The sequence below is a fragment of the Deltaproteobacteria bacterium HGW-Deltaproteobacteria-2 genome (assembly GCA_002840505.1).
Classification (GTDB): Bacteria; Desulfobacterota; Syntrophia; order Syntrophales; family Smithellaceae; genus Smithella.
Window position 1 is genome coordinate 278,057 of the sequence record PHBC01000005.1, and the last position, 14,685, is coordinate 292,741.

Sequence of the window (14,685 nt, forward strand, 5' to 3'; positions counted from 1 at the left end):
CTTGTTTATTTCTTCTTATATTTTCCCATGAGCTCAGTCTTGCCCAAAACATGTTTATCCATGGCTTTCAGAACATCATTCTTTTTTGCCCCGGAGGGGAGGATAAGCATCGTGTCCAATGCATACAGCTTGAAAAAGTAGCGATGGGTACCCCAGGGCGGGCAGGGGCCGCCATAACCGAAATCGCCGAAGCTGCTCTTACCGTGGATGCCGCCCTGTGCCGGTTTTTCACTTTTCGCTAAAGCTTCAGGAATCGAAGTCACTGAAGCCGGAATGTTGTAATATACCCAGTGTACCCAAGTGCCAATGGGTGCATCCGGATCATCGCAAATCAGAGCAAAACTTTTTGTGCCGGCAGGTGCACCTGACCACATAAGAGGCGGGGAAATATTTTTATCCTGGCAGGTATAGAGTGAAGGAATCATTGAACCTGAAACAAAGGCTGAACTTTTTAGTTCCAAGCTTTGAGCTGACGAATAAAGACCGGTGAAGACAAGTAGGCTAAGGCAGATAAAAATTATCAGGACTGCAAGATTTATACGATGAGAGTTCATGATATACCTCCTCATTTTTGGAATTTGCTTGACAGTAATAATCTATTCATATTAATTAGTCAACGCATATCTAAGGCTGTATTCTTGGATAAGGTGTGCATAATTTAAAAGTATGAATCATTCCTTTTCCAGCAAAAAGTGCTAGTGTAGTGTATCAATGAAACCTTGTCATATCGACCAGCGGGAGATATCTTGTAGATTTTTACGATCATTAAGATTTCTCGCTTCGCTTCGAAATGACATATTGTATAGATATTTATGAGAAACTACACTGACTGTGTAGAGTGTTTTTAATTTAATGGATGCTTCGAAATATACATAGGTCATTTAAGGGACATTTCTGGTCACTATCTCCCTGCGTGTTTTTTCCGTAATACCGGATGTATTCATTTAGAGTACCCATGATATTAGTATGTTAATAAAATTATATATCTATTGGCACCATCCTTGCTTTTCTGTTGCCATGGACTAACCACTAAACTAATGCATATTGGAGATTTTATATGTATGATCTCATTCGTAAGACGAGTACGGTATTGCCTGATGATGTTAACAAAGCCATTAAAAAGGCACTGGCACGAGAAGAAAATGGTTCTATCGCAAAAACGACACTTGATATCATTTTAAAAAGCATAGTTCTTTCATCTGAGAAAAGCCTTCCCATTTGCCAGGACACTGGGACAATTCTGGTTATGATCGAAGGAAAGCCGGACAAATCAATATTCCATCTCGAAAAATCGATAAAAGATGCGATAAGAAAACTCACTAAAGAAGGCATCCTCAGACAGAATTGTGTTTGTCCCCTGACGGAGAAAAACACACTAGATAATACAGGCCTGTATGTACCGCAGATCCATTTTGAACCGGTTAACGGACCGACGAAGATAAGCATCATGCTCAAGGGCGGCGGGTCTGAAAATATGAGTACACAATACAGTCTGCCTAATGCGAAAATTAAAGCAGGCAGGGATATGGAAGGAGTAAGACGCTGCATTCTGGATGCGGTATTTCAGGCACAGGGGAAAGGTTGTGCGCCTGGAATCATCGGGGTATGCATCGGCGGAGACAGAGCATCGGGCTACCTCATAGCGAAAAAACAGCTCTTCCGGAAGCTGGACGATAAAAATCCCGCGCCGGTACTGGCGTCCCTGGAGAAGACTGTCCTGAAACAAGCAAATGAGTTAGGGGTTGGTCCTATGGGGCTTGGAGGCAAGACTACTCTGCTGGGAGTTAAGATCGGTAATGCCGGTAGGCATCCGGCAAGCTATTTTGTAACGGTGAGTTACTCCTGCTGGGCTACCAGACGCTATGTCGTTGAACTCACTCAAAAGGGAGAAATAAAAAAATGGATATGAAACGCATCACATCCCCACTTCAACATGATGTAATAAAGGGACTTGCCGTAGGCGACATGGTAAGCATCTCCGGCCGAATTGTAACCGGACGTGACCAAATTCACAAGTACCTTGCTTCAGGAAATGAAGCACCAATAGACCTCTCCGGTCTTGTGATTTACCACTGCGGTCCGGTCGTGATCAAGGAAAATGGTCAATGGAAAATTACAGCGGCCGGTCCCACCACCTCCATGAGGGAGGAACCATATCAGGCTGAAATAATATCCAAACTCCGCCCGGGAGCCATCATGGGTAAGGGTGGTATGGGGGAAAAAACCAAAAAAGCCATGTCCGAGTGCGGCTGCGTATATCTTCATGCCGCCGGAGGTGCCGCCCAGTATCTTGCTGAATGTATCGTTAAAGTCGAAGGAGTATACCTCGAGGAATTCGGACAACCCGAGTCCATGTGGGTGCTTACCATTAAAGATCTGCCGGCACTGGTGACAATGGATTCTCACGGCAATTCGCTCCACGATACTATTCTGAATGATTCGTCAAAAAGGCTTGAAGAATTATTTTCGCAACCATTCAAAAAAGGTGGTAAATAAGTTAAACGGCATGCACTAAATCATAGAGGTATTTGAAAAAACAATCTTTCAAATCGATTTGTGCCGTGTTCAATATTTGGACTCATTGAATTGCTAAAAATGAGGATTCTTACCGGTGCCTAAAAAATGAATGGCCTGACACTTGCCGAGCAATATTTTCATGAACATGGTCTTCCCATGATCCTTAAGAGTTTCCCTCTGCATGCCCGGCGAATGGCCTGCGGGTTAGTGGGCGACGGTTCCGAATGCTTTGGTTTCGATGATGAAATTTCCCGTGATCATGACTGGGGCCCCGGTTTTTGCATCTGGTTAACTCGCGAGGATTATGATGACATCGCCAAAGACCTGATCGGGAAGTACGAACAACTTCCCGGAACATTTTTAGGTTACGACTCCAGAATACAGAGCGAGTGGGGTAATGAAAGGATTGGTGTATTCGAGATTGGCGATTTTATTTCTCGATACATAGGTTATAGGAGTGTTCCTCAAAACAATGAAGAATGGATGATAGTTCCCGAATCGGCACTCGCCGCGGCAACCAATGGTAAGGTTTTCTATGATCCACTCGGAGAATTCAGCTCAATCCGCAACCGGCTTCTGCAGTTCTATCCGGACGACGTCCGGCTCAAGAAGATGGCTGCACGATGCATGACGGTTGCTCAGTCCGGCCAGTATAACCTTGGACGCTGCCTTAAAAGAGGTGATCAATTTTCTGCACGATACTCCGAGACTAAATTTTGTGTTGACGTCATCTCACTTATTTTTCTTATGAACAGACGGTACACACCCTTTTACAAGTGGATGAATAAAGCCCTTATTGCATTGCCGCTGTTAGGTAAAGATATCCATGAAAAAATAAATTTATTGATACACACTTTGGACTCTTCGTTAAAATTGGAAATAGTAGAAGAGGTCTGCTCGATGATAATTGCTGAGCTCAAGGCAGAAGGCCTTACAGATTCTTCCAGTACTTTTCTGTTGGATCATGGTCCGATAATTCAGAATAAAATAAAAGACAAGGAACTTCGCGAGCGAAATGTATGGATCGGATGAGGAGATAAAACGCATATGAAAAATGTGCTGGTCATCGGTGGAAGCTATTTTGTCGGGAAAGTTTTCGTGGAGGAGCTCTCCAGGATTCCAGACTATGCGATTTATGTCATGAACAGAGGAAATGTTCCACTTAATATTGAAGGCGTAACCGAAATCAAATGTGACCGGCACGATACGGAGGCCATGTCTGAGGCCATACCCTCTATAGAGTGGAACGCTGTGGTTGATTTCTGCGCCTACACACCTGAAGACATTAGCACGATGATTTCCACTCTTCCGTCTCATGCCATCGGCCAATATATCTTAATCAGTACGTCGTCCATTTACGAAAAAACCAATGAACTGCCGATAGACGAAGAAGCTCTTCACGTGGCCGGACCGCAACCAGGGCCTCATGGCGATTATGCCTACAACAAACATCTGGCCGAAGAAGAATTAAAAATTCAATGCTCAGAAAATAACATTCCCTGGACCATCTTCAGGCCTACATTCATATACGGAAAATACAACTACGCACCACGGGAGGGCTACTTCTTCGATCTGGTTGAGGCAGACAAAACTATCATCCTTCCGGACAATGAGCTTGCACTCTTTACGTTTGTCTCCGTATGGGATGTGGCTCGTGCGATTATCGTTTGTATCGGAAACAAGAATGCCTATACGAAGGCGTTCAATCTATCAGGCAAAGAACTGATTTCATATACAAGGTTCGTGGATGTGCTCCGGATTATTACGCGCAAGCACATTAGCATAGAGTCCATGAGCATTAACCAAATTGATGCTCTGGGTATTCCTTTGCCGTTTCCCCTTGATGAACATCTTATTTATTCCGGAATGCTTATCACGAAAGACATGGACTTTTCATATACTCCGTTCGTTGAAGGGATGAGTGCAACGTATGCATGGTACAAACAGAAAAGGAGTGGAAAGCTATGAGTCTGGTAAATGAAGATGTAATAGAGAAAATTCTTGCCAGGGAGCTGAAGATGTTTTTGAGCGTGCCTTCGATCAGGAAAAGCTCATGTCAGGATTATCCGGAAAGCTTCAAACTTCACCGTAGAGCGCAGTTTTCATGCTGGTCGAGAGAAACGTTGGAAAGCTATCTGCATGATCTGGAAAGGGCAGAGGAGAAGGGGATTAATCTCATGACACATAAGTATGCGCGCATGGATAATCTGATTCCACAGTTAAACAGTAATCCCCTTATTGATACGATTGTTGGCTATTATTGTGTATGGCAGCGGTCGATGATGAAAAAGTATCCCGGAATAATGAGTGGAGGCCGTCCTTTATCCAGCGCCGATGATTCTGCCTTTTTCACTTCCTTCGAAACATATTTAAGAGGTGAACTGGAAACCTATTCCGACGCCACACTTGAACTGCTGAGCAAAGACATCCAGGCTAAGCATGTTCAAGGCATTAATATGGCGGAAGAGCTTTACTTATGTCTGGTAAAAGACATGGGGTATGATTCACTTGATGAGGCGGAAAAGGCAAAGTTAGAAGAAAGATGATAAGCTGGCAGAACCGGACAACTAAGCCGAAAGCACTGCTGCCTGGTAATAAACTCAATTTCTTCTTTGAAAAAAGAAAAATCACAGAAACGTAATACAAAATTATTCAGTTTATATTACGCCACTTTTTTCAAGGTTTTCTATGTTCTTCTTTGTCAGACTCGCTTTCTCTTCCTCGCCAGCTTCTTCATAAAAAAGCGCGGCGCTTTTGTAAAAATCAAGTGCAGTAGCCAAATTACCCTTCATTACGTATAAATAAGCTATATTGCTGTATTGGTCGCCGATTCCTGTTTTATTGTTTATCTCCTTATAAACCTTCATCGCGTCCTCGCAGATAACCAGGGCATTGTCGTATTGTCTGGTGTCGCGGTAAACAGAGCTTATGTTACCAAGCTGATCCGCTACTCCGAGTTTATTGTCAATATCCGTAAAAAGATATAATGCTTTATGGAAACTCTCTAACGCATCTTCATATTTCCCACTCCTTGCGCTTATCAGTCCAATGTTATTCAGAACCTTTCCCTGTGCGATCACATCATGTAAATTTTCAAATATTTTCAAGAGTGATTTATATGTTTCTACCGCTTTTTCCGGTTTATTTGCCAAACGATAAGTAGCCGCAATGTAACCCAAAGCGGTTATCTCGCCATCCGTATCTCCATTTTGTTTATAAACATCAAGAGCTTGATTAAATAGATCCAAAGCCTCCTCACACTTTTCTTCTTCATACTTCTTCTTGCCGTTTCCAACAAGCATATCAGCTTTTGATTTCCATTCCTCTGAAGCCATGCACACCCTCCCTTTTGGTTTTAAAAATGTATTACAAAAAAGTTTCAGCTTTTTTAGTTAGATAATGATGTAAAGTAAACAATAAAAATAAGCAATAAAAAGTTATTGATTATGAGACTCAAATTTTAATGAGACCCAAGTTTCAGAAACAGCGTGTACTGAAGATTGAAAGTCGAATTATCCTGCATAAGCATGGGCATTATGCCCGGCAGCTTTCTTTGGGGTTCATACCCGTGATCTGAAATATCGGATAACATATTCTTGCATATTATAAGGCTATACTGGCTAAGTTTTTCTTGACATTCAAATATGGTGGCCTTATACTTAAACATGAAAAAAGCATCATATATAATGTTCTCAAATTCATTCTTCTTACAAAAATAACTTGTTCCTAATGGACACTAATTAGTCAAATATGTCCCATAAAAAGGACTCCATTTTCAGGCTTTTTAAAAAGAATTAAAAATAGAGTTAAAAATCGGCTTATTCGGACGCATAATGCTTTTGGCATTTTTCTTGCAAAAAACCTCTTGTTTAGGACATACAGCCACAAATCACATGCAACTGCTGAAAGAGATGTAGCTGTTAAATAATTCGGAGAAAAAGGAGGAGTTCACATGGGCCAGGATTCAAAGATCAGAGTTCTCGTAGCCAAGCCCGGGTTGGACGGTCATGAGCGTGGAGCACATGTTGTAGCCTATGGACTCAGGGATGAAGGTTTTGAGGTCATCTACACGGGCCTACGCCAGAGCCCGGAGCAGATTGTTTCCGCAGCCGTACAGGAAGATGTTGATGTAATTGGTCTTTCTATCCTTTCGGGAGCTCATCTCACATTGACAAAAAAAGTCATGGCAGGTCTCAAAGCCAAAGGTGCAAACGACATTTTGGTAACTGTCGGGGGTATCATTCCTGAAGAAGACAAAAAAGTTCTTGAAAAAATGGGTGTTGGTGGCGTTTTCACTTCAGGTTCTAAGATCAAGGATATTGCGGCATTCATCCGTACAAAGCTCGGAAAAGATGCCTAACCACTACTAAGGACGAGACATGAAGAAGAATAGTAAAAAAGAAATTAAAGAGGCTTTAAAGAAATGGGAAGATGAGGTCAAAAATCCACGAGTAAAGAAGTTTAAGTTAGATAAGAGCCCAACGAGTTTCTATACACCTCTTTCTTCGGATAGTTCGCATTTTCTGGAAAAAGTCGGATTTCCCGGTCAGTTTCCCTACACTGCAGGAAACACTCCCTTCGAATTCTGGAGAGCATATGCAGAATTTGGTGCAAAGCTCAATTATCGATCGGACTGGGGCGGAACGGGGCGATCAGGTAAATACGGTGGATTTGGAACTCCTGCCGATTATCGAGATTATCTTTTAAAGATGCAGTCCATGGGACGTATAGGTGGTCCCAATATCGCCTTCGATTTGGTAACCCAGTGCGGGTATGATTCGGACAGCACTTTTGCCGAGGGAGAAGTTGGCCGGGTGGGAGTTGCCATAGATTCTATGCGGGACTTTGCCGTCATCTACGAGGCATATACCGGAGCTCTTGATATTGATAAAGTGCCGTCTAACTTCACCATCAATGCGCCGGCGGCGGTTTTTATAGCCATGTATGCCTGTCTGGCCAAGAAACGTGGTATACCGCTGGCTAAATTGACAGGGACACCCCAGAATGACATTCTCAAAGAATTCATAGCCCGTGGAACATATATTTATCCGCCGGCGGAATCACTGAGGTTGTTCCGCGATACGTGCGTATTCTGCTGTAAGCATATGCCTGAGCTCAATATAAATTCAATAGGCGGCTACCATATCAGGGAAGCCGGGGCCACACGCGTTCAGGATCTGGCATTTTCGATGGCCAACGGCATTGCTTATATTAAGGCCGGAATTGAAGGCGGTCTGGACGTTGATGCGTTTGCTCCTGCCTTTACCTTCAATGCCTTCGGCGGCAGCATGGAAGTCTACAATGAAATTGCTTTTCAGAGGGCAGCCCGCAGAGTTTGGGCCCATATATTAAGGGATCGTTTCAATGCCAAGGATCCCAAGAGCATGCAGATCCGCCAGCCCATCACGGCGCATATAGGATGTTCCAGCACCACGCTCCAGCGGCCGCTCAACAATCTGGCCCGTGCCGTTGTCGGTGGAATGGCAGCCGGAATGTCGGGGGCTATTCCCGGTGCATTTCCACCCTTTGACGAACCACTTGGCCTTGGCCATTCTCAGGAGGCGGTCCAATTACAGCAAGATGCTTCCAGAATCATGATCTTCGAAGCAAAAGTAACTGACGTATGCGATCCATGGGCCGGATCGTACTTCATGGAATCACTTACGGATGAGATCGAGAAAGATGCCCTGGCCGAATTGGAGAAGATTGAGAAAATGGGTGGTGCGGTTGCCGCTATTGAAAATGGGTATATGCAAAAAGCGGTAGCCAGGAGCGCATATGAGCGCCAGAAAAAGATAGAGAAACAGGAAGAACTGGTTGTCGGCGTGAACTGCTTTACTAGCGAGCATGAGATTGATGTTTCCATCAACCGTCAAGTGGAAGCGACCTATGATCCACAACTTATGAAGACGGCAGAAGAACGTCAGAAGGCAAATCTTGCCCAATTAAAGCGCGAACGCAACGGCAAGGCTGTCGTAACCACTCTTAGAAATTTGAAAGTTCAGGCTGAAGATAAAGATAAGAATCTCATGCCTGCAATATGCGAGTGCGTTGAAAGCGATGCAACGCTCCAGGAGATCTGCGATGTGTTGCGTGAAGTTTTCGGTGAAGCACAGCCTATGAAAATTTAGTAAGCCAGAAATTATATTCTGCGCTTTTCTAACCCGCGAGGGGGTACAGAAAAGAGTGGCTGAAAATAATTTCATTAACGCACTTATCCCGTTTATCGGGATTAGAGGAAAAGGTCTTTACAGTGGAAGAAAAACTCGCATTGATGATTGAAGCCGCCGGAGAAAATAGTGAAAGAGCTTTGGCAAAGCTTATTTCGCATGTTGAAGATCGGAAGACAGGTTGGAAAGATATAATGAAGACCATCTACGCGAAAACGGGGCGGACCTGCGTGATAGGAGTCACAGGTTCTCCGGGGGCGGGCAAAAGTTCTTTGGTCGGTGAGTTTGCCAAGCGATTGGGTGATATGGGGTATACTATCGGCATTATTGCGGTAGATCCATCAAGTCCCTTCTCCGGTGGAGCAGTGCTGGGAGACCGTATCCGGATGCGCGATATAAGCACCTATCAGAATATCTTTATCAGGTCTATGGCCACCCGTGGCATGTTGGGAGGTCTCTGCCAGGCGGCCCGTGATGTTGTAAGAATCATGGATTATGCCGGAAAAGATATTGTTATCATTGAGACTGTCGGCGTAGGTCAGGATGAAATCGAGGTTGTAAGTGCAGCCGATTATGTAATGCTCGTGACATACCCGGGAGGAGGCGACAGTGTCCAGGCCATCAAAGCCGGAGTTATGGAAATTGGTGACCTGTTCGTGGTGAATAAATGCGATAGGGAGGGTGCTGATATTATAGTATCCGAGATTTCCGCCATGCTTGATCTTTCAACGGAGACGGCTGTAAAAATGCCCCAGGTCATTAAGACCTCTGCCTTTACCAAGGAAGGCATTGATAAACTAATGGACATACTTTCTGAATTTATTCAGAAGAAAAAGAAAGGTCCGCACTATCAAAAAGATCATGTTCGTCAAGAGGTCATAAGTATACTGGAGACGGAGATGGTCAGTATCATCAAGGAGCGGATCACGGGCAATGGAAATATGGAGAAAGAGCTTGAACTCATACTTTCCGGCAAGAGCGATCCTTATAGTATCGCAGACAAGTTAATGAAACGGTTCGCTGTCATTAAGAACCTTGAAGAAAAACGAAAAGGAGGCTTTCAATGAGTGGAAATGGTGCAGGCTTTACCGCAAAACTTGCCTCGTTCATAGTTAATACTAATGAACAGAATATCCCCGAGTGGGCATATGAGCATGCCAAGGTGGCTTTCATGGATTGGCTCGCTGTTACATTCGCGGGCAAAGATGATCCATTGGTAAAAATACTTATCGATTATGTAGAGATGATGGGAGGCAAAAAACAGGCAACCATCATCGGTTATAATATGAAAAAGGACGTGAGCAGTGCTGCCCTTATCAATGGTGCGGCATCTCATACGCTTGATTATGACGATACCCTGGTTTCGTTCTTTGGGCACCCTTCGGTGACCATCTTCCCGTCGCTGCTGGCACTTTCCGAGTGGAGGGGCAAATCGGGAAAAGAATTTCTAACCGCGTATATTATCGGTCTACAGGTCGGAGGAACCATTGGCGCTTGCGCAAGTCTTGACCATTATATGGCGGGTTGGCATGCTACTTCAACTTTAGGGCATATTGCTTCTGCAGCAGCATGTGCACGCTTGCTGGGCTTGTCCGAGAAGCAGGCCACATACGCATTGGGCATTGGCGCGACACAGTCATCAGGCTTAAAACGTGTGTTCGGGACAATGTGCAAGCCTTTCCATGCCGGCCGTTCCTCACAATCGGGACTATTGGCAGCGCTTCTCGCGGAGAAGAATTTTACGAGCGCTGAAGACATTTTTGAAGGCCCTCAGGGGTTCTTCGAGGCCTTGAGGGGCAAGGTAAATGAGGATGTCGTTTCTATGCTGGGTTTGGGCTGGGATATACAGAACCTCAACCAGAAATATCATGCATCCTGCCATGCAACACACTCGCCCCTGGAAGCCGCATTGTCCATTATAAAAAAAGAGAACATCGAACTGAATGCTATCAAGAGCATCACCGTCCATTCATCTACTCTGGCCCTTTCGGCAGCAGGGAAAACCGAACCGGCCAGCGGACTGGAGGGGAAATTCTGCATTCCTTATTGCGTGGCGAACGCCCTGCTGAGGGAAGAAACAGGCATGAAGGCCTTTACTGACGAAAAAGTGAATGATCCCGCAGTGCGGGCGATTATGAAAAAGATCAATGTAATTAATGATCCTAAGATGCAGGCCCTGGAATCGCTTGTTGAGGTGGAGACCAATAACGGAAAAAGCTTCCAGGCCTTTTCTGACATTCTTCAGCAGATTCCGTCTCTGGAAATTAAGAAAGAACGCGTAGCCAGCAAGTTTCTCGATCTGTGCGAGCCTGTACTGGGTGAAAAGAAATCACTTGCTATGAAGAAAAAGATCGAGACGATGGATAAACTTCGGAACATGAAAAGTATGACGAGGATTCTCTTATGATTATTCATAAGGGGCAGGATACTTTATTCTCATAGATCATCAGGATCCAGGGAGGATAGTATAAATGAAAGAGCGCGTGCTGATCACTGATATTGCCAAGTTTTCCGTGAATGACGGTCCCGGATTCAGGACAAATGTGTTTCTTAAGGGATGTCCCTTGAAGTGTGAGTGGTGCCACAACCCTGAAACCATTCCGAGTTACCCTGAAGTTTATTGGAAGAAAAGGCTGTGTGTACAGTGTGGCGCATGCCTGGAGGCTTGTCCCAGGGATGCCATCAATCCTCCCATAGAACCGGAGTTGTCCAACAGCGAAGGATCAACTTATCATAAAATAAACCGCGCGAAGTGCGATAATTGCCTGAAGTGCGTAGATGTCTGCAAGTATGAAGCTCTCGAGACAGTGGGAAAACCCATGAGCATATCCGAGATCATTGACGTGGTAGATCAGGACCGGCCATTTTACAGAACTTCAGGAGGAGGTATGACGTTAAGCGGTGGTGAGCCAACGGCGCATCCTGCTTTTGCTCTGGAGCTGCTTAAAGAAGCAAAGAAGCGCGTGATTCACACCTGCCTGGACACTAATGGATATTGCAACTTTAGTATATTGGAGCAGATTGCAGAATATACGGATATATTTCTTTTTGATCTGAAGCATCTTGATCCGGCGAAGCACCTCGAAAAAACCGGCGTAAAAAACGATCTCATTCTGAAAAATCTGGAGTTGTTGTGCAAAACAGATTCCGATATATGGATACGCATACCAGTTGTACCCGGCTTTAATGACGGCGTTGATTTTCACACCCAGGCATCCGCTTATCTTGCCTCGCTTTCTAAGAATGTGAAGCGTGTAGATTTGATTCCCTTCCACAACTATTGTCAGGACAAGTATTCCTGGCTTGGCAGAAACTGGTCATATAGTGAAACAGATGCCATCAATCCCTCGTTTCTTGAAATCCATGCGGACCTCTATCGCCAGTATGGTCTTGTGACAACAGTGGGTGGATCCGGATTTGAAGAGATAGACACGGCAAAAATATCCCGGGAATCTCAGAGTTGTAAGGGCTCTGAAGGGGAAAATATAAGAAAATTATAAAGAAACAGGAAAATATAACGCTAAGATAAAAGGAATCAGGTGAAAAAATACGCGTTAAACAGAACGGTCCCAGAATGTAGGAGTAAGAAGACAATATACCGGATATTGCCTATGGCCTGTATAAGAACTTTTCTGAGTAGAAATAATCATCTGATAGATGGGGAAGTTGCAGGAGATTAAGTCATTGTTAACATCAATATGGGATTGCAGTTGTATGTGTTCAAAGGTGAAATAGTTTTCATTTTTATTTCAATGTGAATTCATCAAAGTGCGCCCATTATATCTGGATGAAACTCGTCGGCGAAAGTTGTATCGAAATATGCCGGCCATGAGTCCGGAAAAATGTAGATGCAAGTAAAAGGTTTAATGTAATTAATAAAGGCAACCAGAATTAAAGTTAAAATTAAAAAAGTTAACAATTAAAGGAGGTGATTTTAATGCCATCATGCAAGGAGTGTAAGAAATTCTTTCCCATAAAGGAAGATCCTAAAAATGGAGATTGTGTTGAAAGAGCAGTTGATCCGCGACAAGCTTACTACAAAGCAAAGCCCGGGAGTCAGCTGAAAAGCCGAAAGGTAACAAGAAGGGAGGAAATTTTATGGCAGAGCCAGCAACAAACGCAAGTATTAAAGATCTAGAAAAAAAACAAGAATGGTGGTGGGCCGCAGAGAAGAAAAGATCCAAGAGATTGGATTATCTCAGAAAGGCTATATGGAAAAAAGGAGCAGTCGGTGGACTTTATCCGGCCGGATTGCATGTTGATATGGAGCAGGCCGTATTGCAAACACAATGTGCGCGTAATATGGAATTTTCACCTGATCCATTTGTAGTCAAACAAGCTAAGATTTTTGCTGATTACCTCGATAAAAAAACGATTTTTATCACCGATAAGGCTCAGCTGGTTGGTTACGTGGGCAGTGCTCCCAATACGATCGGTTGGAATCCAACCTTAGCCACGATCCTGAATGCAGAGATTCTCAACGATTCTACCGCTATTCCTGAACCGCTTGATGAGAGTCTAAAGATAATGAATGACGTTATCACTTACTGGTCACAGAAAGCCGATGCCGACAGATTGATACCCATGGCAGATATGCTCGATATAACGAAGGTTCTCTCCGGCACGATCGGGTGGGGTGTTCCGCTTGCCAGAGGTGGTTATTCCGGAAAGGATTACGAATACATCATGACCGGCAAACGGGCATTTGAAGATGTCATCGCCGAACTCGATCGCAATGTCGACGAGACGGACGCTAAAGCCCACGAGCCTATGGCTATAGCAAATCCTTCCGAAATGTATAAGCATATGAATAATTGGGAAGCTTACAAGATAACTCTTGAAGCCGGTATCCGCCATGCGCAGCGTTATGCGCGCCTGGCCAGAATCATTGCGGAGAACTTCGAGACTGATAATAAGCGCAAAGAAGAGCTCTTGCAGATCGCCAATTGCTGTGAACGAGTACCGGCCAAGACGCCCCGGACCCTCCAGGAGTCGCTCCAGTATGACCTCTTCATTCAGCTCTTCAGCCGGAGCGAGGCCATCGAGGGCGCCTGGCCTGGACGACCGGACTACTATCATGGCCCGTATTACGACAAGGACGTCAACATCGACAAGAGCCTCACCAAGGAAGAGGCGATGGATCTGGTCGGTGAGTTCCTGATTAGGGCTGCCGAGGTTTCACAGTATAAACCCAAATGGACCCGTGAAGGATTGCAGGGCATAGAAGGAACATGGGTATGGACCCTGGGCGGGGTGAAACAGGACGGCAGCGACGCCTGCAACGACATGACAATTGCGTTGCTTCAGGCAGCACGTCTGGTCAGGGTTGCCAACCCGACTTTCAGTTTCCGCTGGCACCCCAAGGTCAAGGAAGAAGTCCTGCGCGAATGTTTCGAATGCATCCGTCAGGGTCTCGGTTATCCTTCAATGCGTAATGATCCTAATCAGGCCTGTATGTCGCCTTGTCCTACTACCAAGCGCGGTTTCCAGCCGATGCGCATGGCCAATGCCACCGCCAACTGCGCCAAGATCATCGAGTACGTCTTTACCTCAGGTTTCGACCCTGTGGTCAACATGCAGATCGGAGCTGAAACACCAGATCCGGCCACCTTCACCAGTTACGAACAGGTATATGATGCCTGGATTCTCCAGATGAAGACCATCTTCAGTATCCTGGCCCGTATGGTGAACGCGTCCAGAGCGATTGCCGCAGATGTTACCCCACGGCCTTTCCTCTCAGCTATCTCCGAACGCTCGGTAGAAAGCGGCCTGGATGTGATGACGCCATCACTCAGCCAGGGCAATTCCTGGATAACGGCCTTTACCTGGGTGGAAAACATTGACAGTTTGGCGGCAATCAAGAAGCTGATTTTCGATGAAAAGAAATACACCATGGCCCAGCTTAAACAGGCTCTCGCTGACGATTGGCAGGGCCATGAGGAGATGCGTCTTGATTTCGTCAAGAATGCGCCTAAGTGGGGCAATGATGATGACTATG

12 protein-coding genes and 2 pseudogenes are annotated in these 14,685 nt (G+C 45.0%); 11 read left to right on the forward strand and 3 right to left on the reverse strand.

Features of this window, described 5'->3' with window-relative positions:
• Nucleotides 1–5: 5 nt before the first annotated feature.
• Nucleotides 6–461, reverse strand: coding sequence for a YbhB/YbcL family Raf kinase inhibitor-like protein (locus CVU62_11910; protein ID PKN37318.1), 456 nt, complete (start codon nucleotides 459–461; stop codon nucleotides 6–8).
• A gap of 596 nt (nucleotides 462–1,057) precedes the next feature.
• Here CVU62_11910 and CVU62_11915 point away from each other — a divergent pair.
• The 4 genes and pseudogenes from CVU62_11915 to CVU62_11930 all read left to right on the forward strand — a co-directional run bounded on the left by CVU62_11915 (nucleotide 1,058) and on the right by CVU62_11930 (nucleotide 5,063).
• Nucleotides 1,058–2,496: pseudogene (locus tag CVU62_11915) on the forward strand (fumarate hydratase).
• 126 nt (nucleotides 2,497–2,622) lie between these two features.
• Complete coding sequence (locus CVU62_11920; protein ID PKN37302.1) at nucleotides 2,623–3,549, forward strand: hypothetical protein; 927 nt, start codon at nucleotides 2,623–2,625, stop codon at nucleotides 3,547–3,549.
• Between the two features lie 15 nt (nucleotides 3,550–3,564).
• Nucleotides 3,565–4,485: a sugar dehydratase gene (locus CVU62_11925; GenBank protein PKN37303.1), complete on the forward strand. Its 921-nt coding sequence runs from the start codon at nucleotides 3,565–3,567 to the stop codon at nucleotides 4,483–4,485.
• A complete protein-coding gene (locus CVU62_11930; protein PKN37304.1) occupies nucleotides 4,482–5,063 on the forward strand; it encodes a DUF4125 domain-containing protein in 582 nt (193 codons plus the stop codon). The genes CVU62_11925 and CVU62_11930 overlap by 4 nt, the downstream gene beginning before the upstream one ends.
• 111 nt (nucleotides 5,064–5,174) lie before the next feature.
• Here the strand turns inward: CVU62_11930 and CVU62_11935 are convergent, their stop codons facing one another.
• Both CVU62_11935 and CVU62_11940 read right to left on the reverse strand, forming a co-directional pair.
• Nucleotides 5,175–5,852 (reverse strand): hypothetical protein, encoded by a 678-nt coding sequence (locus tag CVU62_11935; GenBank protein ID PKN37305.1) that lies wholly within the window; start codon nucleotides 5,850–5,852, stop codon nucleotides 5,175–5,177.
• A 125-nt stretch (nucleotides 5,853–5,977) separates the two neighbouring features.
• Nucleotides 5,978–6,184 carry a hypothetical protein gene (locus CVU62_11940; protein ID PKN37306.1) on the reverse strand — a complete coding sequence of 69 codons (207 nt, stop codon included), beginning with the start codon at nucleotides 6,182–6,184 and terminating at the stop codon, nucleotides 5,978–5,980.
• A 285-nt stretch (nucleotides 6,185–6,469) separates the two neighbouring features.
• Between CVU62_11940 and CVU62_11945 the strand changes: the two genes are divergently transcribed.
• The 7 genes and pseudogenes from CVU62_11945 to CVU62_11975 all read left to right on the forward strand — a co-directional run.
• On the forward strand, nucleotides 6,470–6,877 hold the full coding sequence (locus CVU62_11945; protein PKN37307.1) for a methylmalonyl-CoA mutase: 408 nt from the start codon (nucleotides 6,470–6,472) through the stop codon (nucleotides 6,875–6,877).
• A 19-nt stretch (nucleotides 6,878–6,896) separates the two neighbouring features.
• On the forward strand, nucleotides 6,897–8,648 hold the full coding sequence (locus tag CVU62_11950) for a methylmalonyl-CoA mutase (protein ID PKN37308.1): 1,752 nt from the start codon (nucleotides 6,897–6,899) through the stop codon (nucleotides 8,646–8,648).
• Nucleotides 8,649–8,770: 122 nt separating this feature from the next.
• A complete protein-coding gene (locus tag CVU62_11955; GenBank protein PKN37309.1) occupies nucleotides 8,771–9,754 on the forward strand; it encodes a methylmalonyl Co-A mutase-associated GTPase MeaB in 984 nt (327 codons plus the stop codon).
• Entirely contained in the window at nucleotides 9,751–11,094 is a 1,344-nt protein-coding gene (locus tag CVU62_11960) for a hypothetical protein (GenBank protein ID PKN37310.1), read from the forward strand. Before CVU62_11955 ends, CVU62_11960 begins: the two co-directional genes overlap by 4 nt.
• 64 nt (nucleotides 11,095–11,158) lie before the next feature.
• Entirely contained in the window at nucleotides 11,159–12,187 is a 1,029-nt protein-coding gene (locus CVU62_11965; GenBank protein PKN37311.1) for a glycyl-radical enzyme activating protein, read from the forward strand.
• 437 nt (nucleotides 12,188–12,624) lie between these two features.
• A pseudogene (locus tag CVU62_11970) lies at nucleotides 12,625–12,738 on the forward strand (benzylsuccinate synthase).
• A gap of 47 nt (nucleotides 12,739–12,785) precedes the next feature.
• A partial coding sequence (locus CVU62_11975; protein ID PKN37312.1) for a formate acetyltransferase occupies nucleotides 12,786–14,685 on the forward strand: 1,900 nt, incomplete at its 3' end.